The sequence below is a fragment of the Mycobacterium hainanense genome, from assembly GCF_041890355.1.
Taxonomy (GTDB): domain Bacteria; phylum Actinomycetota; class Actinomycetes; order Mycobacteriales; family Mycobacteriaceae; genus Mycobacterium; species Mycobacterium hainanense.
In genome coordinates, this window is the sequence record NZ_CP169059.1 from 333,631 (window position 1) to 354,381 (window position 20,751).

The 20,751-nt window shown below is 67.0% G+C and carries 26 protein-coding genes; 10 read left to right on the forward strand and 16 right to left on the reverse strand.

Annotated elements, in window-relative coordinates; translation table 11 throughout:
• Positions 1-2: 2 nt before the first annotated feature.
• The 6 genes from ACEL92_RS01550 to ACEL92_RS01575 all read right to left on the reverse strand — a co-directional run bounded on the left by ACEL92_RS01550 (position 3) and on the right by ACEL92_RS01575 (position 3,819).
• A complete protein-coding gene (locus ACEL92_RS01550; RefSeq protein ID WP_374023923.1) occupies positions 3-965 on the reverse strand; it encodes a hypothetical protein in 963 nt (320 codons plus the stop codon).
• Between the two features lie 21 nt (positions 966-986).
• Positions 987-1,193 (reverse strand): hypothetical protein, encoded by a 207-nt coding sequence (locus ACEL92_RS01555; RefSeq protein ID WP_374023924.1) that lies wholly within the window; start codon positions 1,191-1,193, stop codon positions 987-989.
• 66 nt (positions 1,194-1,259) lie between these two features.
• Positions 1,260-2,171, reverse strand: a complete 912-nt coding sequence (locus tag ACEL92_RS01560; protein WP_374023925.1) for a hypothetical protein — start codon at positions 2,169-2,171, stop codon at positions 1,260-1,262.
• Between the two features lie 233 nt (positions 2,172-2,404).
• Positions 2,405-2,671 carry a hypothetical protein gene (locus ACEL92_RS01565; RefSeq protein WP_374023926.1) on the reverse strand — a complete coding sequence of 89 codons (267 nt, stop codon included), beginning with the start codon at positions 2,669-2,671 and terminating at the stop codon, positions 2,405-2,407.
• A gap of 135 nt (positions 2,672-2,806) precedes the next feature.
• Complete coding sequence (locus ACEL92_RS01570; RefSeq protein ID WP_374023927.1) at positions 2,807-3,538, reverse strand: DUF732 domain-containing protein; 732 nt, start codon at positions 3,536-3,538, stop codon at positions 2,807-2,809.
• The gene (locus ACEL92_RS01575) at positions 3,538-3,819 is read right to left on the reverse strand and encodes a hypothetical protein (protein ID WP_374023928.1); all 282 of its coding nucleotides are present in this window, start codon (positions 3,817-3,819) and stop codon (positions 3,538-3,540) included. Before ACEL92_RS01575 ends, ACEL92_RS01570 begins: the two co-directional genes overlap by 1 nt.
• Before the next feature lie 322 nt (positions 3,820-4,141).
• Between ACEL92_RS01575 and ACEL92_RS01580 the strand changes: the two genes are divergently transcribed.
• Positions 4,142-4,792 carry a DUF1345 domain-containing protein gene (locus ACEL92_RS01580; protein WP_374023929.1) on the forward strand — a complete coding sequence of 217 codons (651 nt, stop codon included), beginning with the start codon at positions 4,142-4,144 and terminating at the stop codon, positions 4,790-4,792.
• A 13-nt stretch (positions 4,793-4,805) separates the two neighbouring features.
• Here the strand turns inward: ACEL92_RS01580 and ACEL92_RS01585 are convergent, their stop codons facing one another.
• Positions 4,806-5,315 (reverse strand): hypothetical protein, encoded by a 510-nt coding sequence (locus ACEL92_RS01585; RefSeq protein ID WP_374023930.1) that lies wholly within the window; start codon positions 5,313-5,315, stop codon positions 4,806-4,808.
• Positions 5,316-5,334: 19 nt separating this feature from the next.
• Positions 5,335-6,333 (reverse strand): phosphotransferase family protein, encoded by a 999-nt coding sequence (locus ACEL92_RS01590; protein WP_374026426.1) that lies wholly within the window; start codon positions 6,331-6,333, stop codon positions 5,335-5,337.
• Between the two features lie 208 nt (positions 6,334-6,541).
• Between ACEL92_RS01590 and ACEL92_RS01595 the strand changes: the two genes are divergently transcribed.
• From ACEL92_RS01595 to ACEL92_RS01620, 6 genes are all read left to right on the forward strand, one after another.
• Complete coding sequence (locus ACEL92_RS01595; RefSeq protein ID WP_374023931.1) at positions 6,542-7,480, forward strand: class I SAM-dependent methyltransferase; 939 nt, start codon at positions 6,542-6,544, stop codon at positions 7,478-7,480.
• 62 nt (positions 7,481-7,542) lie between these two features.
• Positions 7,543-7,953, forward strand: a complete 411-nt coding sequence (locus tag ACEL92_RS01600) for an MmcQ/YjbR family DNA-binding protein (protein ID WP_374026427.1) — start codon at positions 7,543-7,545, stop codon at positions 7,951-7,953.
• A gap of 105 nt (positions 7,954-8,058) precedes the next feature.
• Positions 8,059-8,307, forward strand: coding sequence for a hypothetical protein (locus tag ACEL92_RS01605; RefSeq protein WP_374023932.1), 249 nt, complete (start codon positions 8,059-8,061; stop codon positions 8,305-8,307).
• Positions 8,308-8,317: 10 nt separating this feature from the next.
• Positions 8,318-8,473 carry a DUF6131 family protein gene (locus ACEL92_RS01610; protein ID WP_197498930.1) on the forward strand — a complete coding sequence of 52 codons (156 nt, stop codon included), beginning with the start codon at positions 8,318-8,320 and terminating at the stop codon, positions 8,471-8,473.
• 151 nt (positions 8,474-8,624) lie between these two features.
• Positions 8,625-9,329 carry a response regulator transcription factor gene (locus ACEL92_RS01615; RefSeq protein WP_374026428.1) on the forward strand — a complete coding sequence of 235 codons (705 nt, stop codon included), beginning with the start codon at positions 8,625-8,627 and terminating at the stop codon, positions 9,327-9,329.
• Entirely contained in the window at positions 9,307-10,869 is a 1,563-nt protein-coding gene (locus ACEL92_RS01620) for a sensor histidine kinase (protein ID WP_374023933.1), read from the forward strand. The genes ACEL92_RS01615 and ACEL92_RS01620 overlap by 23 nt, the downstream gene beginning before the upstream one ends.
• A gap of 10 nt (positions 10,870-10,879) precedes the next feature.
• On the opposite strand, the gene ACEL92_RS01625 is transcribed toward ACEL92_RS01620, so the two are convergent.
• Together ACEL92_RS01625 and ACEL92_RS01630 are read right to left on the reverse strand one after the other, a co-directional pair.
• A complete protein-coding gene (locus ACEL92_RS01625; RefSeq protein ID WP_374023934.1) occupies positions 10,880-11,347 on the reverse strand; it encodes a lipoprotein LpqH in 468 nt (155 codons plus the stop codon).
• On the reverse strand, positions 11,344-11,469 hold the full coding sequence (locus ACEL92_RS01630; RefSeq protein WP_374023935.1) for a hypothetical protein: 126 nt from the start codon (positions 11,467-11,469) through the stop codon (positions 11,344-11,346). Before ACEL92_RS01630 ends, ACEL92_RS01625 begins: the two co-directional genes overlap by 4 nt.
• Before the next feature lie 19 nt (positions 11,470-11,488).
• Here ACEL92_RS01630 and ACEL92_RS01635 point away from each other — a divergent pair, with 19 nt between their 5' ends.
• On the forward strand, positions 11,489-13,363 hold the full coding sequence (locus ACEL92_RS01635; RefSeq protein WP_374023936.1) for an alkyl/aryl-sulfatase: 1,875 nt from the start codon (positions 11,489-11,491) through the stop codon (positions 13,361-13,363).
• Between the two features lie 66 nt (positions 13,364-13,429).
• On the opposite strand, the gene ACEL92_RS01640 is transcribed toward ACEL92_RS01635, so the two are convergent.
• The 6 genes from ACEL92_RS01640 to ACEL92_RS01665 all read right to left on the reverse strand — a co-directional run bounded on the left by ACEL92_RS01640 (position 13,430) and on the right by ACEL92_RS01665 (position 18,980).
• The gene (locus ACEL92_RS01640) at positions 13,430-14,395 is read right to left on the reverse strand and encodes an NADPH:quinone oxidoreductase family protein (RefSeq protein ID WP_374023937.1); all 966 of its coding nucleotides are present in this window, start codon (positions 14,393-14,395) and stop codon (positions 13,430-13,432) included.
• Positions 14,395-15,003, reverse strand: coding sequence for a TetR/AcrR family transcriptional regulator (locus tag ACEL92_RS01645; RefSeq protein ID WP_374023938.1), 609 nt, complete (start codon positions 15,001-15,003; stop codon positions 14,395-14,397). The genes ACEL92_RS01640 and ACEL92_RS01645 overlap by 1 nt, the downstream gene beginning before the upstream one ends.
• Positions 15,000-16,307: an acyl-CoA dehydrogenase family protein gene (locus ACEL92_RS01650; protein WP_374023939.1), complete on the reverse strand. Its 1,308-nt coding sequence runs from the start codon at positions 16,305-16,307 to the stop codon at positions 15,000-15,002. The genes ACEL92_RS01645 and ACEL92_RS01650 overlap by 4 nt, the downstream gene beginning before the upstream one ends.
• Positions 16,308-16,430: 123 nt before the next feature.
• Positions 16,431-17,195: an SDR family NAD(P)-dependent oxidoreductase gene (locus ACEL92_RS01655; protein ID WP_374023940.1), complete on the reverse strand. Its 765-nt coding sequence runs from the start codon at positions 17,193-17,195 to the stop codon at positions 16,431-16,433.
• A 1-nt stretch (position 17,196) separates the two neighbouring features.
• A complete protein-coding gene (locus tag ACEL92_RS01660) occupies positions 17,197-18,255 on the reverse strand; it encodes a phosphotransferase family protein (protein WP_374023941.1) in 1,059 nt (352 codons plus the stop codon).
• A gap of 62 nt (positions 18,256-18,317) precedes the next feature.
• Complete coding sequence (locus tag ACEL92_RS01665) at positions 18,318-18,980, reverse strand: class I SAM-dependent methyltransferase (RefSeq protein WP_374023942.1); 663 nt, start codon at positions 18,978-18,980, stop codon at positions 18,318-18,320.
• Positions 18,981-19,084: 104 nt separating this feature from the next.
• Here ACEL92_RS01665 and ACEL92_RS01670 point away from each other — a divergent pair, with 104 nt between their 5' ends.
• Together ACEL92_RS01670 and ACEL92_RS01675 are read left to right on the forward strand one after the other, a co-directional pair.
• The gene (locus ACEL92_RS01670) at positions 19,085-19,693 is read left to right on the forward strand and encodes a histidine phosphatase family protein (protein ID WP_374023943.1); all 609 of its coding nucleotides are present in this window, start codon (positions 19,085-19,087) and stop codon (positions 19,691-19,693) included.
• 9 nt (positions 19,694-19,702) lie between these two features.
• A complete protein-coding gene (locus tag ACEL92_RS01675; protein WP_374023944.1) occupies positions 19,703-20,749 on the forward strand; it encodes a phosphotransferase family protein in 1,047 nt (348 codons plus the stop codon).
• Positions 20,750-20,751 lie beyond the last annotated feature (2 nt).

The following is a 20,751-nucleotide window of genomic DNA, read 5'->3' on the forward strand; positions in this document are numbered from 1 at the left end:
GCTCAATCCGACGCGTCCAGAAAGTCAAGAACCAGACGCAACAGCTCAAAGTGAACCTGTCCTAAATCTGTTGCGGTTGGCCGGGTTTCGTTCTTGCTTCTCTTGCGGTGGAGCAGCTTGCTTCGCAGATCGTAAACCGTCCGAAAGAAGGCATCGACCGCCTCCCCGTTGTACGTATCCTTCAACACCGCAGACAGTTGATCGCGGGCCGCACGCGATATTGACTCTTTTCGGTCCTCGCGGAGGATTTCCAGGAGACGCGTCCGAACGCCATCCCGGTCGTCGGGTCGGCGTTTCACCTCATCTATGAACCGGTTCAACTCCTTCAACACATCCAGATGTGGGTCCTGTTGTTGGAGAACAACTTCGATGGCAGTGACCAATTGGATATGCTGTGTTTCGGGGTTGGTGTCGCGCAAGGCATAGGTGACGAGTCGGTGGGCGAGCGTCTTTTCTGCCGACCACGGTCGATTAGTTTGTGCACGAGCGTCTTTCAGGTGACCGTCGAATTGCTCGGCGCCTCTCAAAAGAACGCCGCGGGCCTGCATACGAACGAACGTTGGCCGCGGTTCAGACTTGACCACCAGCAACCCGTGCGCGTCGACAACCAGCCGGTCGCCCGGCTGGACACCGCCTTGTATCAATTCCGCAGCAGCATCATCGATGACAACGTCAAGCGACGGCCGACCCAAATCGTCGGGGCCGAAATCAGTGCCCATATGTGTGCGAGCAAACGCAACGGTCAGCGCCCGCCGCCATCGCCGGCCGGCAGCGGCCGCGGTCACCTCGTCGGGATATCCGCTGCCCTCCACCACGAGATCGCCGGTGTCCTTAATCATCGTCTCGGCTGTGCCGGCCAGCAGGACTACCCGCTCACGGTCGGTATCGGCCAGCACATAACTGCCCGCGTCGATGTTGATGCGCTCGTTGAACGTCGTGAAGCGGTTGTGAAATGTGTACGTCAATTCAAAGCCCTACTGCCGCCGTCACGAAAAGACGATCGAATCGATCCTGTCGTCGCCACGCAACGCATCCGCGAAGAACCCCTTCAAGTAGAGATCGTTCAACACCCGCTGGGTGGTCTCATCCTCGAATCCGGTCACTTCCCTGATGGCATTGGCGGACACCGGTTGTCGCGTTCGATCCCAGATGTCCCGTGCGGCTTTGTACACAACTCGCTCACGAAGGTTCACACCGGAGACGCTACTCGGCGTCACTGACAACTTTTGTTTTCGCGTACACCCGAAAGCGGCCCTTCATCAGATTCCGCCGATTGCTCTGTCCAGCAAGACGGCGAATCCGAAGTACAGATGACTCAGCCCGACGATCGAATTTAGGGCAGCGTATGTGTAGTACGCCTGATGGCGAGGGTCTGCCAGCAAGTTGTCCAGCTGGCTCCGTTCGCTTCCGAAGTGCAGCGAGTCGCCATAGTTGAAAGTTCGGATTAGCTCTTCGGGGTTGATGTTGCCGTAGCTCACCGGGTTGTCGAAGGTGGCGTTGCCCGCTTTAAGGGCAGTAAGTGTTTGGAGGGTATGTTTCTGCAGTCTGTCCCGCGCAGCGCGCCACTGCTTCACCGTCTCGCGGAGCGGGGTTTGTTGTTCCTCCGGAAGGGTTTTGATTGCCTTGAACAGCGCGTTGGAGACCTTGATGAACGAGGCTGGCTCACCGTCGTTGTGCAGCTGACGAAACGCGGCGGATGTACCCATGAAGCTTTCGTCGCTTGGCGGGTCTACCACGCGCACATGCCACACACCGGCGTCGCTACCGACAGACAACTTGGACTTGTCGTTGTTGATCACACTGAACCCCGCGAGCCGTCGGCACAGTCCGATGTACCGTTCGACGATCTCCCGGTCGGCTTCGAGCGACGACGGGATCTCCGGGAACACATACGGATCGGGTAGTTCGAAAACGTAGTCCAGTTTCTCCCAGTGGTGACGGAACCCCTTGGCATCGCCGAGGCCGTATTGCTGCAGCGGCGGTTGAAAGGGCAGCGGTCTGGGATGGATCGTGTCCTCCACCGGCACCGTTTTGAACGACAACGTTTCCTGGCTGAGATTCACGATCCGCTCGGTGATCTTCAGCAGAAACTGGATCGACGGAGCGCCTGGCGCATCCGGTGGGAATTCGATCGACATGTACTCGGATTCCGACACCATATCCGGCGTCATCGAACCACCGCGGGAGCCCCGCGCTCTCGATGAGCCCGGTGGTCCCGCTGTCCGGAGCTTCTGCCGGGACGCCCTCGCCTTCTGTGCCTCTTCAACAGGTTTCGGACTCAGTCTCGGTTTCGGGGTCCGGTTCGGCGCCCGTTCCGTGGTGCTGCAACGCTCTGATTCCGCGCGCCGCTTGTCTCGCTGCTTGGCACGCCTTTTGTCGCCTCTCTTACTCATCTGACGCCCCGCTACGGCTGCTCGACGGGGCGCTGGGTGACGGTGTAGTCGAGCTGATCGAGATCGACCTCCCACGCCGTCGCAACCTGGGTCGCGCGTTGCTGCGCACCACCCTCGGTGGCGTGTACCGACAGATAGGTGGCCGACCCCGAGGTATGCCACGCCTGAAGGACAAACACACCGGTCAGCTCTCGGGCCAACGTCTCTTGTTGCTGGCTCAGGAGCGATCCCATGTCGACAACGCCGTCTTCGCCGGCCCCGGAGAGCTTCTTGATCACACCGGAAAGCCTATCCACGACAACTGACACGGTGGACTACAAACGGTTCGATTCCCAGCAGAAAAAAGGGCGCGCCCCCCGGAGAGCTAGGAGGCGTGCCCAACATATCCGACGCTGATCGGGGCGATCTGGTTCCTATTGCTGGTCTGGGCAGTAGGCCGTGACCGAGGCGTTCACCGTCGCCGAGGCCTGCCAGGCGGTGAACGTGGGGTCGTTGGCCAGCACCTGCTGGGTGGCGTCGTCGTGGCTGTGTCCGGCCCGGAGGTAGCCGCATACGCGGTGTGCCCCGGCCTCCGCGACCTCCCAGTTAATGACGGTGACGCCGGGGATGCCGCGCACGAAATTGCGGAACACCGTGTCGGGGTCGGGTGCTGGTGCTGGTGCTGGTGGTGGCGGAGCGTGCGGGGTTGCGGTGACGGTCACCGTGGGCGGCTGCGGTGCGGCCACCGGCGCCTGGGTCGGCGGGGCCAGCGGCTCGGACGAGATCGGCGGCAACGCAGTGGCCGGCATCGTGGTCGGAACACCCGTCACCACCGGATTGCCCAGAGCCTGGGCGTCGCGGGCCTTCTCCTGTGATCCCAGGAAAAACATGGCACCGACAATGGCCGCCAACACGCACACCACCACGATCGCGGCGGCGATACCCCACACCAACCCCCACGGCACGGCAAGGGGGTCCAGGACTCCCGCCGCCGTCGTGGACACCCTTTCGTCATCGTCGGCCGACCACGCGAGGTCGGGCGCAACCTCACTCGGCGGTGGCACTATCGTGGTCGCGTCATCACACGGCCCGACAGCCGTAGCGGGCTCCTTGTCGGGGTCAGGGTGGCGCCTCTCGGCGCCACCCTCCCCGATCGTCGTGGTCATTACCCGTCGCTGCCGTTGGAAGCCGCCGCGGCTTCAACCTCATCGGCTGCCGCGATCAACGCGCGCGCCACCTGACGAGCGTGCGCCACCGTCAGCCCGTCGTCGGAGTGCAACTGGTCCACGACGATCTCGCGTTCGACAGCACCGTCAGGGCGCTGCCAGCCGCGCACAGAGACCGTGATGTCCTGCGCACTGGAGTATGGGGCGTCGCTTCGGTCAATCACACGCTCCGGCCCCTGGAAATGGTGGTCGACAGCGTTGGTGGTGGTGGTTACAGACATGCGTGGGTTTTCCTTTCGGAGTTGAGGGGTTGCTGAGTTATAGCTCGGAGGGGCGACAGATCGCTGCAGAACGGACGTCACCGGGAGGGCCCCGCGCCGCCGCACGGTCATCACTTTCCTGATACAAACGCCCGCGGATTGACCTAGATTCGCGTGCACGGCTATGCATGGTGCTCGCCCAATAGCGTTGGGCGGCAAACGTTCATGGATTCCCACACACCCGTGCGGACGCACGAATATATCAGAAGGTTAGGGGTTCGAATCCCTTCGGGCGCGCTTTTAAAATCCCGGTTCGGCGACCTCATCTGCTTAAGTCGACGCTGTGACGTCCTATGTTCGCCTTGTCCGCGACACCGTCGCGGTGCGCCTCTTTGTCGCCTTACTGGCCGGCATGGCGGTCGCCGTCGCGATCGGTCAGGGCGTCGGGTGGAGGTTTGCGCTCCTCGGCTGGGTGGTCGCCGCGGCGGTGTACGTCGCGTGGAGTTGGCTGATCATCGCGCGGATGGATGCCGAACGCACGGCCCGGCACGCAACGCGCGAGGACGCGACGCGGTTGCTGGCCGACGTGGTCGTCGTGTCGGCGAGCCTGGGCAGCCTCGGCGGCGTCGGATACGTCGTCGCCGCGGGCGCGCATTCGGGCAGGGAATCCCTCGCCGCAGCCGGCGTCGGCGTGCTGGCGGTGGCGGCCTCATGGTTCGCCGTGCACACGCTTTTCACGGCGCACTACGCACGCCTCTACTACTCCGACGAGGTCGGGGGCATCGACTTTCACGACCCACACCCGCCGCGCTACGTCGACTTCGCCTACGTGGCGTTCACCGTCGGCATGACCTTTCAGGTTTCCGACACAGAGATCAACGCATCTCGGCTGCGGGCGACCGTCTTGCGCCATGCGCTGCTGTCGTACCTGTTCGGCGCGGTCATCCTCGCGGTCACCATCAACCTGGTCGCCGGCTTGAGCGCGAAACTGTGACGGGCGCCGGTCGCTAGCGTCCGCCGAACGGACCCCCGAACGGCCCACGGCGCGGCGGGACGGTCACGGTTTGCGTGACGGTGCTGGTCTCGGTGCTTGGTGAAACCGTGACGGTGCTCGGCGGCTCCGTGGTGGTGGGAGTAGGAGTGTCGGTGCTCGGTGGCGGCGCCGTCTCCGTGACGGTCTCGGTCGGCGCGCCGCCCCCACCTCCGCCGCCACCGCCGTGGTGCCGGGGCCGCTCCGTGGTGGTGGTCACGGTGGTCGACGGAATCGTGGTGGTCGTCGTGGTTGTCGTCGTCGCGGGGCTGTGCGCGGGGGAACCGGCCACCAGCTTGACGACAGCGAACGCCACCAGCGCCAGCACGATCACCCCGATCGCGCCGGCCGCCACCAGCGCCGCCGGACGGCGATACCACGGCGTCGGCGGCTCGGGCTCGGGCGTCGGCTCGTCGTAATACCCGCCATACCCCGCGGCCTGGGTCGGCTCGGAGTAGTAGTCGGGCTCTTCGGGGTAAGGCGGCACGAGGGGAGATTTTAGTGGATCAGCGCTCGCCCTCGATCAGGCCCAGCGCGCGCTCGAACAGGTGGACCGTGCCCGCGTGCAACTGGTCGCCGACCTGCTTCTCGGCCTTGCCCGCACAGGCCCGGGCGAGCGTGCCCTCGATGACGATGCCCAGCTTGAAGCAGGCCAGAACGGTGTACCAGGTGATGTGCGACAGGTCGCGGGTGGTGTTGGCCGCGTATCGCTCGAGCAGCTCGCCGGTGCTGGCCAGCCCGTCCTGGCCGCCAAGGGCGTGGCTGAACACGCTGGAACCGTCGGGTTGGCGCCACGTGGCCAGCAGCCAGCCCAGGTCCAGCAGCGGGTCGCCGATCGTGCACATTTCCCAGTCGACGATGGCGACCACGTCCGGGCCGGTCCGGGAGAACATCACGTTGGCGGCGTGGTAGTCGCCGTGCATGATGCCCGGGCTCCAGGCGGTCGGCCGGTGGCGCTCGAGCCAGCCCGCCACTTCGTCGATGCCGGGGATGTCCGGCCCCGGGTAGCCCTCGTACTCGCTGTAGGAGTCCAGCTCGGCAAGCCAGCGCGGCACCTGGCGTTCCAGGAAGCCCTCCGGCTTGCCGAAATCGGCGAGGCCGACCGCGACGTGGTCGACGGCGCCCAGCCTGGCCAGCGCATCGGCCATCGACAGGCCCATGCCGTGCCGCACGCCGGGATCGCCCGCATGCAACGGTGGCAGTCCCTCGCCGGCATTGAACCCGTCGATCGGGTCCATCAGATAGAAGACGGCATCACCCAGCACGCCGGTGTCCTCACAGGCGGCGATTAGGTGCGGGTGCGGCACATCCGAACCGGCTAGGGCGGCAAGCACTTTCGTCTCCCGCAGGATCACGCTGTTGCTGCGCGGACGCAGGTGGCGCGGCCCGCGCCGCAGCACGTAGGGGCGGCCGGCCCGGGTGAACCGCAACATGACGTTCTGGGTGCCGCCGGTGACCGGGGAGACGTCCTCCAACGGGCCCTCGCCGAGGCCCTGCTCGGACATCCACGCCGCGACGGCGTCCAGGTTCACGGCGTCCACGCGTGACCATTGCCGATCGGGGCGAACAATTCCGTCATGCCAGCGCTCCTCTGCAACCCTGTGGGGCGTCTGGGAAAAAGCCTAGGCGACCGTTTGGGAGCGGCCCCGGGCGGCGGAGGCTGGAACAATAGTGTGTGCAACTAACAGACTTGCCCTCGGAAGGGAACTGGCGATGCCGCGTACCGACAACGATTCCTGGGACATCACCCAAAGCGTGGGAGCCACCGCGCTGGGCGTGGCCGCGGCGCGGGCCGCCGAGACCGAGAGCGCCGACCCGCTCATCAACGACCCCTTCGCGCGCGTGTTCGTCGACGCGGCCGGTGAAGGCATGTGGAGCATTTACGCTGATCCCAAGTTGTTGGCCAATGCCGTCGAACTGGAACCCGACCTGCGCTCGCGGGTCCAGCTGATGATCGACTTCATGGCCACGCGGACAGCGTTTTTCGACGAGTTCTTCCTGGGCGCGGCCGACTCCGGTGTGCGTCAGGTGGTGATTTTGGCCGCGGGCCTGGACGCCCGCACCTGGCGGCTGCCGTGGCCCGACGGCACGGTCGTCTACGAGCTGGATCAGCCCAAGGTCCTGGAATTCAAGACCAACACCCTGCGCGAGCACGGGGCAGAGCCGAAGGCGCGACTGATCAACGTGCCGATCGATCTGCGCCAGGACTGGCCGAAGGCGCTGCAGGAGGCGGGCTTCGATCTGTCGAGGCCGGCCGCGTGGTCGGCCGAGGGCCTGGTGCGGTACCTGCCCGCGCAGGCGCAGGACCTGTTGTTCGAACGGATCCACGCGCTGAGCGCGGGCGGGAGCTGGCTGGCCTCGAACGTGCCGGCTCCCGGATTCACCGATCCCGAGACCGTCCGGCGCCAGCGGGAGGATATGCAGCGCATGCGGGCTGCGGCTGCCAAGCTGGTCGACTCCGAGGTCACCGATTTCGACGACCTCTGGTACGCCGAAGAGCGCACCGCGGTCGACGGGTGGCTGCGCGAGCACGGCTGGGAAGTCACCACCGCGACGTTCGCCGAGTTGATGGCCCGCTACGGCCGCAGCATTCCGCAGGATGCCGAGGCCACGATGCCGCCCACTCTGTACGTCTCCGCGCAGCGCCGCTGATCACCAGGGCTCGCGACCGCTGAATCGCCCACGCCCGCAAGGCCGCTACGCTCGCCGGTGTGGTGGTTGATCGACCCGCACAAGTGAGCGACGTGCACGAGATCGCCGGATCGATGCCGCACGTCGAGCGCCTGGAGGGGCCGAAGGGCAACGCCATTTATCAGGTCGGCGGCAAGTCGTTCGTGTTCTTCCGGACGCCGCAACCCGACGCCACCGATCCGGACACCGGTGAGCGCTATGCCGACGTGATCATGCTCTGGGTGGAGTCGGAGAGCGACAAGTTGGCGCTGATCCAGGATCCCGCCTCGCCCTTCTTCACCACCGACCATTTCGACGGTCATCCGTCGGTGCTGGTGCGGGCGGCCCGATTGCCCGAAATCGGCAAGGCCGAGCTGACCGAGTTGATCCAGGATGCGTGGCTTTCCCGGGCGTCGAAGAGGCGGGCCTCGGCCTGGCTGGCCGGCCGGCCTTAATGTGCGCCGGGCTCCCCTGGGGCACCGCCGAATTCGCCAGCGCGCCATGTTTAGACACAAGTCGAATGGGTAACTATCGTCCACGAGAAATTTTTCTCGACCACATTGGAGGTCACCATGCGTGGCAGCGGAATCATCGGCACGATTGCCCTGGTATGGCTGCTCATCGGGGTTTTCGCGGCATGGCAACGCGATTACTTCAAGGGTGACTCAACCAGTTGTGTCACGGCGGGAAACATCGCCTTGACCGTAATCGCGGGGCCTTTGAATTACGGGGGCGTCAACCCGAAAGTCAAGGACTGCCATGTTCCGCAGCCCAGTTCAATGCCTGGTGTCCTAGTGGCCCTGACCTAAAGGAGTCGTCATGATTGTCCTCGGCGTAATCCTGCTTATTCTCGGCTTTGTATTCAGCATCCCATTGCTATGGGAGATCGGCGTCGTCGTGCTCGTTATCGGCGCCGTGTTGTGGATCATGGGCTCGATTGGCCGCCCGGTCGCCGGCCGGCGCTACTGGTATTAGCCACTTCGCCGGAAAACGGGGTCGCGCGACTGCTCAGCGGTCGCGCGATCCCCTTCACAGCACACGCAAAGCCAGGCCATAGCGGCGGCTCAGCGCGGTGAGCATACTGGAACGTGTGACCCAGCCCCGAGCCTCCGTCGAGCGGGTCGTCATGTGTCGAGCCGATGGCAATCCGATCAATGTGTTGGTCGTCGACGACGAGTCAGTCCTGGCCGAGATGGTGTCGATGGCGCTGCGCTACGAGGGCTGGAACATCGCGACGGCCAGCGACGGGGCATCTGCCATCGCCGCCGCCCGCGCCCAACGTCCGGACGTGGTCGTCCTCGATGTGATGCTTCCCGACATGAGCGGGCTCGACGTCCTGCACAAGCTGCGCGAGGACAACCCCCAGCTGCCGGTGCTGCTGTTGACGGCCAAGGATGCCATCGAGGATCGCATCGCCGGGTTGACCGCCGGCGGCGATGACTATGTCACCAAACCGTTCAGCATCGAAGAGGTGGTGCTGCGCCTGCGCGCATTGCTGCGGCGCACGGGGGTGACGACGCTGGACAGCGGAGCGCAATTGGTGGTCGGCGATCTGGTCCTCGACGAGGACAGTCACGAGGTCACCCGCGGCGGTGAGCCGATCTCGTTGACCTCCACCGAGTTTGAGTTGCTGCGGTTCATGATGCGCAACTCCAAGCGGGTGCTGAGCAAGGCCCAAATCCTCGACCGGGTGTGGAGCTATGACTTCGGCGGCCGGTCCAACATCGTCGAGCTCTACATCTCTTATCTGCGCAAGAAGATCGACAGCGGTCGCGAGCCCATGATCCACACGCTGCGTGGCGCGGGTTATGTCCTCAAGCCCGCGCGCTAGCAGCGATCGCAAGCGCGGCGAAGCCGTGCGCGGCGGGTCGCGACCGTCGGCCGGCGCACGGCGGGCCTGGTCCCTGCGGCTGCGGCTGCTGGTCGGGCAGATCGTCGTGTTGGCCATCGTGTGTGTGGGCATCACCGCGGTGACCGAGCTGGCGCTCAACCACCACCTGGTGAAGCAGCTCGACGGGCAACTCGCCGGCACGTCTTTCCGCTCGGCGCTGATGTACCCCGAGCCGAACCGCCCGCGGCGCGAGCACTCGTACTATCCCCGGCCCGGCCCGGGCCCGCGGTTCCTGGATGCCCCGGGTCAGCCGGCGGGCATGGTCGCCGCGGTTGTCAACCACGGAAAGGCAGTCGACGCCGGCTACCTCACCAGCAGCGGCGCCCGGGCCGCGCTGACCCCGGCCGCCCAGACGCAACTGGAGCAAATCGCGGGCAGCCGCGCGCCGGTCACCCTGGACCTGGACGGGCTCGGCCGGTATCGGGTGGTGGCCGCCCCGAGCCGCAACGGCGGCGACATCATCGTCACCGGTCTTTCGATGGCCAACGTCGACGCCACCCTGATCCGGATGCTGGTGATTTTCGCGATCGTCACCGCGGTCGCGCTGGCCGCCGCGACGATCGCCGGGGCGATCATCATCCGGCGCGCGCTGGCGCCGCTGCGCCGCGTCGCGCAGACCGCCAGTCGGGTGGCCGACCTACCGCTGGACCGCGGTGAGGTCGAGCTGCCGCTCCGGGTGCGCGAAGCCGACGCCAACCCCTCGACCGAGGTGGGCCAGCTCGGGTCGGCTCTCAACCGGATGCTCGATCACATCGCGGGAGCGCTGTCGGCCCGGCAGGCCAGCGAGACCCGTGTCCGCCAGTTCGTCGCCGACGCCAGCCACGAACTGCGGACGCCGCTTGCCGCGATCCGCGGCTACACCGAACTCACCCAGCGCATGGGCGATGACCGGGAAGCGGTGGCACACGCGATGAGCCGGGTGGCCTCGGAGACCGAACGGATGACGCGCCTCGTGGAGGACCTGCTGCTGCTGGCGCGGCTGGACTCCGGCCGGCCGCTGGAACGCGAACCGGTCGACCTGTCGCGGGTCGCGGTCGACGCCGTCAACGACGCGCATGTCGCCGGGCCGGACCATCAGTGGGAACTCGATCTGCCCGAGGAGCCCGTGATCGTCACCGGCGACGCGGCCCGCCTGCACCAGGTGCTGGCCAACCTGCTCGCCAACGCCCGCCTGCACACCGGCGCGGGCACGGTCGTGACCACACGGTTGAGCACCGAGCCGGCACACACCGTGCTGCAGGTCATCGACAACGGCCCCGGGATCCCGGCGCCCCTTCAATCCGAAGTGTTCGAGCGCTTCGCCCGCGGCGACACCTCGCGGTCCCGCAAGGGCGGCAGCACCGGGCTGGGGCTGGCGATCGTGTCCGCGGTGGTCAAGGCGCACAACGGGACGATCGCCGTGGACAGCTCGCCCGGCCATACCGAGTTCACGGTGCGGTTGCCACTCAACGGGTGGCAACCGCCCGCACGCACGTCTTAACTCAATCGAGTCAGGAGCAAGTCGCGTCGATTTCGAACGGCTTGTTCACCGGCTGCATCGGGTTGGCCATGTCGACGCCGGTGGCCGTGCCGGTGACCTTGTAGGTGTTGCCGTCCTTGGACACCGACGCGTTGCCCTGACCGCCTTGCGCGTACTGCAGTGTCACGCCGTTGACGTTGCCGAGTTGGACGGCCTTCACGGTGGGCGGGTTGGCGTCACCGAGCACGACGCTGATCCCGGTCGTGTTGCCGCCGACCGCGATCGAGATATCACCGCCGGCCTTGGTGCAGATTGTGGTGCCCTGGACGCTCTGGTCCTTGCCGTCGATGATGACCTTTGTCGAGTTGTTGCCGCCGGCCGACACTGAGCCTCCCGGCACCGACGTCGAAACGCCACCCGACTTGTTGCTCGAACACCCCGATAGTGCGGCGGCCAGAATTGCCGCTCCTGCCGCTGCAACTGTCAGTCCACGCTTCACCTGTTCTCCTTCGCCCGATGGTTGCGGCCCTCGACGTTGAGGGCCGTCAAGGCAGTATGCGTGTTTGCCGGGTCGCGCACGCCGAGTTTGATGAAATATTCTCCGGCCTTCGGGAGCCGCATCGGTGGCAATGTATAGCCGGTGCAACACAAACCCCCCACGGAAGTCATCGAGGCGGCGCATCGCGCACACGCGCTGCCAATCGATGACGACACGGACTTTCACGACGCCGATCGCGGATTCATCGCCGCCCTGTCCCCGTGCGTCATCAAGGCGGCCGACGGCCGCGTGGTGTGGGACAACGACGCCTACTCCTTCCTCGCCGGTCCCGCCCCGACTTCCGTGCACCCCAGCCTGTGGCGGCAGTCGACACTGGCCGCCAAACAGGGTCTCTACGAAGTGGTTTCGGGCATCTACCAAGTCCGTGGCCTCGACATCTCCAACGTCACGTTCGTCGAGACCGACACTGGGATCATCGTCATCGATCCGCTGGTGTCCACCGAGGTCGCGGCGGCCGCGCTGGAGCTGTATCGCGCCCACCGCGGGGGCGACCGGCCCGTCGTCGCGGTGATCTACACCCACAGCCATGTCGACCACTTCGGCGGCGTGCTCGGCGTCACCTCGCAGGCGGACGTCGACGCCGGCGCCGTGGCCGTCTTGGCGCCGGACGGCTTCGTCGAGCATGCGGTCCGGGAGAACGTGTACGCCGGCCCGGCCATGACGCGACGGGCCACCTACATGTACGGCAGCATGCTGGCCCGCGGCCCCAGCGACCAGGTGGGCTGCGGCCTGGGGCAGGCCCCGTCGACCGGCGAGGTGGCGATCATCGTGCCGACCATCGACATCCGGGAGACCGGCGAGAAGCACACCATCGACGGGGTCGAGATCGAGTTCCAGATGGCGCCCGGCACTGAGGCGCCCGCCGAAATGCACTTCTACTTCCCGCGGTTTCGCGCGTTGTGCATGGCCGAGAACGCCACCCACAACCTGCACAACCTGCTGACCCTGCGCGGCGCCCTGGTGCGGGACCCGCACGCGTGGTCCGGCTACCTCACCGAGGCGATCGACACCTTCGCCGACCGCGCCGACGTGGTGTTCGCCTCCCACCACTGGCCGACATGGGGACGGGAGAACATCGTCGGGTTCCTGTCGCTGCAGCGCGACATGTACGCCTACCTGCATGACCAGACGCTGCGGTTACTCAACCAGGGCTACACCGGGATCGAGATCGCGGAGATGTTCCGGATGCCACCGGCACTCGAGCGCGCGTGGCACACCCACGGGTATTACGGGTCGGTCAGCCACAACGTGAAGGCCGTCTATCAGCGCTACATGGGCTGGTTCGACGGCAACCCGGCGCGGTTATGGCCGCACCCCCCGGAAGCCATCGCGCCGCGCTACGTCGAGGCGATGGGCGGGATCGACTGTGTCGTCGGTCAGGCCCAAAAGGCTTTTGACTCGGGCGATTTCCGTTGGGCAGCAACGTTACTGGACCACGCCGTGTTCACCGACAGCGCGCACGAGGGCGCCCGCGAGCTGTACGCGGACACGCTCGAGCAGCTGGCCTATGGCGCCGAGAACGCCACGTGGCGCAATTTCTTCCTCAGTGGCGCAACGGAATTGCGGGTCGGGAACTTCGGCACCGCCGCGCAGGTCGCCTCACCCACCATGCTCTCCCAGCTGACGCCCGAGCAGATCTTCGACAGCCTCGCTATCCGGGTCGACGGCCCGCGCAGCTGGGAACTCGACCTAGCCGTCGACCTCACCTTCGCCGATATCGCCACCAATTACCGGCTCACGTTGCGCAACGGGGTGCTCGTCCACCGGAAGGTGGCGGCCGAGCCGGCGACGGCATCGGCCACGGTGCGGCTGGACAGCAAGTTTCGGCTCCTCTCCGCGGCGATGGGTGACTTCTCCTCGCCCGGGTTGCAGATCTCCGGCAATCAGGCTGTGCTGCAGGCGCTCCTCGCTGTGCTGGATCAGCCCGACCCGAGCTTCGACATCGTCACGCCGTGACGGCGAGATTGCCGCCAGGGCGGCCGCCCGTCGGGCTCCGGCGACCGTGGCGGCAATCTCGGCGCGTCAGATGTCGATAACGACCTTGCCCAACACCTTGCGGTCGGCGACATGCCGCAACGCCGCCGCCGTTTCGGCCAGCGGGAACCGTGCGCCGATGTACGGCCGGATGATGCCGGCGGTGAACATCTCCGACAGCTCCCGCAAGTCGCGGGCCGAGTCGTCCGGGTGGTCGGTCGCGAAGGTCCGGATTTCCATGCCACGCACGCAGATGTCCTTGAGCAGAACGAGGTTGAGCGGAATCGCCGGGATCGTTCCCGCGGCATAGCCCAGGGTGACGAAGGTGCCGCCGCGAGCCAGCGCGCGCAGCGCGGGCTCCGCGTACGGCCCGCCGACGGGGTCGAGGACCGCCCGGGCGCCGTCGCCGGTCAATTCGCGGATGCGCGACTTGAGGTCCTCCCGGTCGTAGTCGACGGTCGCCTCGGCGCCCCGATGCCGGCACAACTCGAGCTTTTCGGGGCTCGACGCCGCTGCCAGCACCCGCGCCTTCATGGCGACGGCCAGGTCGACCGCGGCCAGCCCCACGCCGCCCGCGGCGCCCAGCACGACGACCCAATCCCCTTCTGTCACCGCGGCTGTCGAGCGCAGCGCATGGTAGGCGGTGCGATAGGTCACGCCGAAGGCGGCGGCCGACGCGAAGTCGACGTCGTCGGGCATCAGCGTGGCCTGGCTCGCATCCAGCAGCGCCTGCTCGGCGAACGCCCCAAAGGTGGTGCCGGACACTCGCTGTCCCTGCGCGAATCGGGCGCCCTCACCGGCGGCGATCACCTCGCCGGCGACTTCATTGCCGGGGATGAACGGCGGCGGAATCTTGACCTGGTACTTGCCGGCGATGAACAGGACATCGGGAAAGTTGACCGCCGCGGCGTGCACCCGCACCAGCAGCTGGCCAGGCCCCGGCACTGGGTCGTCGACGTCCTCGAGAACCAGGTCTTCCGGAGCGCCATAGGAACGACAGACGACGGCGCGCATCAGACCCCCAGACCACGTAGACAGAACTTCACCAGGTGCGCGATGTCCGCGGACCCGGGCCGGTTGGCAGACCCCACGTAGCGGCGCATCGTTGCGGCGGTGCAGCTGAACACGGCCTCGACATCGCGCTCGACATCCGTGCTGCCCAGGGCCGCAATGGGTTCGACAAGGAGGTCTCGCAGCGGCCGCATCATCTCCCGATCGGCCGCGCGCCAATTCGCGCCGGCCGACATCTGGCCGGCGGCCGCCCGGCTCATGCTGATCAGGTGCGGGTCGGCCACCTGCGCGAGCGTGCCCTCGATCCAGCGGGCGACCTGTTCGCGGGGCTCACGCTCCTTGGCCATCTGGTGCTCGAGGTAGGACACGACGATGGCGACCCCGCGCTCCATGACGGCCAGGATGAGGTCGTCCTTGCCGGCGAAATAGCGGTAGAACGCCTTGTTCGACGAGCCGGCCTCGGCGACGATGTCGCTCACCCGCGGCGGTTCGGGCGCAACCCGTTCCATGACGCGTACGGCGGCGGCCAAGATCCGCTCCACCTCTTCGGTCGCCTCCCGCTGGCGCTCGTCGAGCGCCCGTTCGACGGCCGCTGTCACCCGGCTGCTCATGGCGAATCGGGCAGCGCCGGAACCCGGTCGATCAGGTCGCCGTACTTGGTACGCGCAGCCTCACGGCGGATGTCGAGCAGTTCGCTCGGCCACTCGGCGTCCTCGGCCTCGTATCCCTTGAGCAGCAGCCGGGCCAAGTTGACCTTATGAGCTTCGGTCGGTCCGTCCGCCAGGCCCAATGCCACGCCGCCGAGCAGCACGTTGACCAGCGGCAGCTGATCGGTGGTCCCGAGCGCGCCGTGCACCTGGATCGCGCGCAAGCCAATGGATTTGAGCACCTGCGAGGCCAGGATCTTGCAGGCGCCGATCTCGGCGCGGGCCGCATGCTCCCCGGCGGTGTCGATGAGCCACGCCGCGTGCAGCACCGCCAGCCGGAACGGCATCAGCTCGGTATACGAGTCGGCGATGAACGCCTGCACCAGTTGCTTATCGGCTAACGAACTTCCTTGAGTAAAGCGGCTTTTCGCGCGCCGGGCCATCATCTCCACGGCCCGTTGGGCCACCCCGATCGAGCGCATCGCGTGATGCAGCCGTCCGCCCGCCAGCCGGGTCTGCAGAATCATGAAGCCCTGGCCGGGTTCGCCGAGCATCGCGTCCGCCGGCACCCGGACACCGTCGTAGTGGACCAGCGAGTGCCCGGGCTCGTGCGGCAGCGCGCCGACCAGGTGATGGGTGGCTTCGATGGTGAGGCCTTCGGTGTCGGCGGGCACCAGGAACGTCGAAGCGCCGCGGTGGACCGGCACGTCCGGGTCGGTGATCGCGACGACGATGAAAAAGGACGCGACGGAGGCGTTGGAGGAGAAGTACTTTCGCCCGGTGATCACCCAGTCGTCGCCGTCGCGGAAGGCGCGCGTCCGGAAGACGCGCGGGTCGGCGCCGCCCTGTGGCTCCGTCATCGAGAAGCACGAGAAGATCTCCCCGGACAGCAGCCCCGCCAGATAGCGATCCTTCTGCTCCTGAGTCCCGAAGCGGGCGATGATCTCGGCGTTGCCGGTATCGGGCGCCTGCGTGCCGAACACGATCGGCGCCCACGGACTGCGTCCAAGGATCTCGTTGATCAGTGTCAGCCTGACCGCGCCGAATCCCTGCCCGCCCAGCTCGGGGCCCAGATGCGGCGCCCACAGGCCACGGTCGCGAACCTGCTGTTTGAGCGGATCGACGATGCGGCGGCGCTCGTCGTTGAGCGGCAGGAACTCGCAACCGGGGAACAAAACCTCAAGGGGTTCTACCTCGTGGCGGACGAACTCGCGGACCCAGTCGATTTTCTCCTGAAATTCCGGTTCGGTGGAGAAGTCCCAAGACATTCGAATCTCCTAATCTCTCATCGGCGGCGACCCGCTGCGCCCGGCGTCGCCGCGCTTGTGATCGCCTCGTTCATCGGCGGCGACCCACTGCGCCCGGCGTCGCCGCGCTTGTGACCCGCCGCGTCAGGGAATTCCACCGTCGGCACGCAGGATGGAACCGGTGGTGAAGCTGGAGGCGTCCGACGCCAAAAACAAGGCAGCGCCGACGATTTCGGCCGGGTCGCCGGCGCGCTGCAGCGCCAGGTGCCCGAACGGCTGGCCGGGTGCCGCGTCGAGGTTCCACGCCTTGCTCACGTCGGTAAGAAACGGTCCGGCCATCAGCGTGTTGACCCGCACCGACGGACCGAACGCCTTCGCGAGCGCCTCGGTCATGGCGTTGAGCCCCGCCTTGGCTGCGGCGTAGGGGATGATGTCGGGTGTCGGGCGTAACGAGCCGGCCGTGCTCACGTTGATGATCGATCCACGGCCGGCGGCTACCATTCGCTCGCCCACCAAGGCCGACAACCGGAACGGGCCCTTGAGGTTCAGGTTGACCACCGCGTCGAACAGTTTCTCCGTGACGTCGGTCAGCTTGTCGTACAGCGGTGACATGCCGGCGTTGTTGATCAAGGTGTCGACCCTGCCGAACCGGTCATAGGTCGCCTCGACCAGTCCGTCGAGCTGATCCCACCGACCGACGTGCACCTGATACGGCAGCGCGGAGCGCCCGGTTTCGGCCTCGATTTCCTTGGCCGTGGCCACGCAGTTGTCCATGTTGCGGCTGGCGATCACCACATCGGCGCCACAGCGGGCCGCCGCGAACGCCATCTCGCGTCCCAGCCCGCGGCTGCCGCCGGTGATCAGCACCACCCGATCGGTGAGCTCGAAAAGCCGGTCGGCGTAACCCATTTCAGCGGCTTCCGAAAGGCAGTGACCGCGCGAGTTCGGCGGCCGTGGCGATCAGCTGCGGAATCATCGCCCCGAAGGCATCCTGGATCTCGGGGTCCACCCCTCCTTCGCCAGTCCCCATGCGTACCCCGATTGCGTAGGTCTTTTCCAGCACGATGCCGAGTTTCCAGTTGGCCAGGACCAGGTAGTAGTCGATGTTTTCGGTGGACAGGCCGCTGATCGCCTCGTAGTGCGCCAGCAGCTCGCTGCGTGTGGGCATGCCGGCCATGTCCAGGTAGAACCCGTCGGCCTTGGGCTCTTCGCCGTCGTAGCCCAGCAGGCACCAGGCCAGATCGAGCAGCGGGTCGCCGACCGTCGTCATTTCCCAGTCCACGATCGCGGCCAGGCGCGCCGGCTCCCCGTGCGCAAACATCACGTTGGCGAACTGGTAGTCGCCATGCATGATTCCCGGCCGGTACTGCGCGGGCCGGTTGTTCCGCAGCCAGTGGGCGGCCTCGTCGAGCCCGGGAAGGTCGCGCACCTTGAAGGCGTCCAGGAAGGTCAGCCAGCGATCGACCTGCCGCTCGTGGAATCCGTCGGGGCGGCCGAAGCCGTCGAGGCCGTGGGCCCGCCAGTCCACCCGACCCAGTTTGGCGGCGCCCTCGACGAGCTGGAAGGCCAGTCCGCGTCGGGCCGCCAAGTCGGTGTCGAACGGCGGCTGCCATCCACCGTCCATCGGGCTCCAGCCGTCGATGGCCTGCATGACATAGAACGGCATGCCCAGGACGGACCCGGTGTCGTCGGCGGCGATCAGCGCCGCATGCGGGACGTCGGTACCGGACAGCGCTCGCACCAGGCGGATCTCGCGCAGCAAGCCGTCGATGCGCGCGGCGTCGGCGCGGGCGCCGGGCATCCGCAACACCATCCGCTCACCGCCGCGATCGAGCAAGTACAGCGTGTTCTGCGAACCGCCCTTCAGCTGCTCTACGCGCGGTTCTTCACCGCTTCCCGGCGCCTCGCTCGCATCGAGCCAGCGCCCAAGCGCGGCCGCATCCAGTCCGGATTGATCCACTGCCGCCATCGGCACACCCCACTCTCTGAGCGGAGAATAGCATTCTCCGGCAGCGCGCCGGGGTTTTCTGCTCAGTCCGGCTTGTGCGCCGTCACCAGGAACCCGGGGGCCAGGAAGTGACCTTCGTCGTCGCGATCCAGGTGTGCCAGCGGGCCGTCGGCGGATTCGGGGGCGTTGCCGTAAACGTGCGCCGGACGCAGATCGTCGACCCGCCAGAGCTGCGAGACGGCCTCGCGCAGTTCCTCCTCGGCGAAGCCACGCGGCCCGCCCCCGCCGTCCGACTCGCCCAGGGCCCCGGCGGCGAAGGCCAGGATGTACAGCGCGGCTCCCGGCGCCGCCGCCCGGAAGATCGACCGCAGGTAGTCCTGGCGCCTCTCCGGCGGCAGCGCGTGCAACAGCCCGCTGTCCACGATGGTGGAGAAGCGGCCGTCATAGCCGCGGAAATTCGTGACATCGGCCTGCGCGAAGGTCGCCGTCGTCAGGCCGCGTTCGGAGGCCGCCACCGAAGCGGCCTTGATCGCGGTTGCGCTGCTGTCCAGGCCCACGACGGTGTAGCCGCGCTCGGCCAGCGCCAGCGACAGGGCGGCGTGGCCGCACCCGGCGTCGAGCACGTCGCTGCGCATCCCGCCTCCGTCGATCACTGCCGCCAGCTCCGGCTGCGGCCGCCCGATGCTCCACGGCGGTGGTGTTCCCTGCCGGTACGCGGCGTCCCAATCCATGTTCGGCTCGGTCATGCGTCCTCCTCGAAATCGGCCTCCCCCTCAGCCCTATTTTGCGGCGGCGGGTCCGCATGCTTTGAATGAACACGTCGCGCTGAACCACAGACAGGAACGAACACATGCAATTGCTTCTGGTCCGCCACGCGCTGCCGCTGCGCAGCGAACACGGCGAGGGTTCCGACCCGGACCTGTCGGACCAGGGATTGGCACAGATCGAGCGACTGCCCAAGGCGCTGGCCAGGTTTCCGATCTCCCGGGTGGTCAGCAGCCCGCAGCGGCGCGCCATCCAGACCGCCGAGCCGGTCGCGGCGGCGCGCGCGCTGACCGTCGAAATCGATGATCGATTCGCCGAATACGACCGCGACCTTCCGCTGTACATCCCCGTTGAGCAGATCCGCGAGGAGATGCCCGAAGAGTGGGCACGCCTGGCGCAGGGGCACCTGCCCAGCGCGGTCGACGAGAACGCGTTCCTCGCCCGGGTGCGCGCGGCGGTCGACGACCTCGTCTCCTCCGTCGATCCCGAGGACACCGTCGCGGTCTTCAGCCACGGCGGGGTGATCAACGTGCTGCTGCACCAGATCCTGGGCACGTCGCGGCTGTTGTCGTTCCCCGTCGACTACGCCTCGGTCACCCGGCTGCTGTTCTCGCGATCCGGTCAGGCGACGGTCGCGGGGGTCAACGGCGTTGAGCACGTGTGGGACCTGCTGCCGCGGAATCAGAGGTGGTAAACAAGTCCGGTGACTTCTGCTGACCAACTCGAGGGGCTCGACCTGGCCTCGTTGGACTCCTACCTGCGTTCGCTGGGCATCGGGCGTGTCGGCGAGTTGCGCGCGGATTTCATCTCCGGTGGCCGTTCCAATCTCACCTTCCGCGTCTACGACGACGCGACCAGCTGGCTGGTCCGGCGCCCGCCGCTGCATGGGCTGACCCCGTCGGCGCATGACATGGCCCGCGAGTACCGGGTCGTCGCCGCGCTGCGGGACACGCCCGTTCCGGTGGCGCGCGCGATCGCGCTGTGCCAGGACGAGTCGGTGCTGGGGGCGCCGTTCCAGATCGTCGAATTCGTTGCCGGCCAGGTCGTGCGCCGCCGCGCCCAGCTCGAAGCGTTAAGCCACACGGTGATCGGGGGCTGCGTCGACTCGCTGATCCGGGTCCTCGTCGACCTCCACTCCGTCGACCCCGCGGCCGTTGGCCTGGCCGACTTCGGCAAGCCCAACGGTTACCTGGAGCGCCAGGTGCGGCGGTGGGGTTCGCAATGGGCACTGGTGCGGCTGGCCGACGACCGTCGCGACGCGGACGTCGAGCGCCTGCACTCCGGTCTGCAGGACGCCATCCCGCAGCAGAGCCGGACGTCGATCGTGCACGGCGACTACCGGATCGACAACACCATCCTGGACGCCGACGACCCGACGAAGGTGCGCGCCGTCGTCGACTGGGAGCTGTCCACCCTTGGGGACCCGCTGTCCGACGCCGCCCTGATGTGCGTGTACCGCGACCCCGCCCTCGACCTGATCGTCAACGCGCAGGCGGCCTGGACGTCACCCCTGCTGCCGACGGCCGACGAGCTGGCGGATCGCTATTCGCTGGTCGCCGGTCTGCCGCTGGCGCATTGGGAGTTTTACATGGCCCTGGCCTACTTCAAGCTCGCCATCATCGCCGCGGGGATCGACTTCCGCAGGCGGATGTCGGATCAGGCTCGCGGAGTGGACTCCGACCACATGCCGGAGGTCGTCGCGCCGCTGATTTCGCGCGGGCTGGCGGAGCTCGCGAAGCTGCCCGGTTAGGC

Excerpts from the sequence above, each read along its gene's own strand:
- ACEL92_RS01615 (WP_374026428.1), top strand. The coding sequence starts at position 8,625 with ATGTGTCGAGCCGATGGCAATCCGATCAATGTGTTGGTCGTCGACGAC.
- ACEL92_RS01670 (WP_374023943.1), top strand. The coding sequence starts at position 19,085 with ATGCAATTGCTTCTGGTCCGCCACGCGCTGCCGCTGCGCAGCGAACAC.
- ACEL92_RS01660 (WP_374023941.1), bottom strand. The coding sequence starts at position 18,255 with ATGGCGGCAGTGGATCAATCCGGACTGGATGCGGCCGCGCTTGGGCGC.
- ACEL92_RS01645 (WP_374023938.1), bottom strand. The coding sequence starts at position 15,003 with ATGAGCAGCCGGGTGACAGCGGCCGTCGAACGGGCGCTCGACGAGCGC.
- ACEL92_RS01570 (WP_374023927.1), bottom strand. The coding sequence starts at position 3,538 with ATGACCACGACGATCGGGGAGGGTGGCGCCGAGAGGCGCCACCCTGAC.
- ACEL92_RS01595 (WP_374023931.1), top strand. The coding sequence starts at position 6,542 with ATGCCGCGTACCGACAACGATTCCTGGGACATCACCCAAAGCGTGGGA.
- ACEL92_RS01575 (WP_374023928.1), bottom strand. The coding sequence starts at position 3,819 with ATGTCTGTAACCACCACCACCAACGCTGTCGACCACCATTTCCAGGGG.
- ACEL92_RS01630 (WP_374023935.1), bottom strand. The coding sequence starts at position 11,469 with ATGCGGCTCCCGAAGGCCGGAGAATATTTCATCAAACTCGGCGTGCGC.
- ACEL92_RS01620 (WP_374023933.1), top strand. The coding sequence starts at position 9,307 with ATGTCCTCAAGCCCGCGCGCTAGCAGCGATCGCAAGCGCGGCGAAGCC.
- ACEL92_RS01655 (WP_374023940.1), bottom strand. The coding sequence starts at position 17,195 with ATGGGTTACGCCGACCGGCTTTTCGAGCTCACCGATCGGGTGGTGCTG.
- ACEL92_RS01650 (WP_374023939.1), bottom strand. The coding sequence starts at position 16,307 with ATGTCTTGGGACTTCTCCACCGAACCGGAATTTCAGGAGAAAATCGAC.
- ACEL92_RS01590 (WP_374026426.1), bottom strand. The coding sequence starts at position 6,333 with ATGTCCGAGCAGGGCCTCGGCGAGGGCCCGTTGGAGGACGTCTCCCCG.
- ACEL92_RS01560 (WP_374023925.1), bottom strand. The coding sequence starts at position 2,171 with ATGACGCCGGATATGGTGTCGGAATCCGAGTACATGTCGATCGAATTC.
- ACEL92_RS01610 (WP_197498930.1), top strand. The coding sequence starts at position 8,318 with ATGATTGTCCTCGGCGTAATCCTGCTTATTCTCGGCTTTGTATTCAGC.
- ACEL92_RS01640 (WP_374023937.1), bottom strand. The coding sequence starts at position 14,395 with ATGCGCGCCGTCGTCTGTCGTTCCTATGGCGCTCCGGAAGACCTGGTT.
- ACEL92_RS01665 (WP_374023942.1), bottom strand. The coding sequence starts at position 18,980 with ATGACCGAGCCGAACATGGATTGGGACGCCGCGTACCGGCAGGGAACA.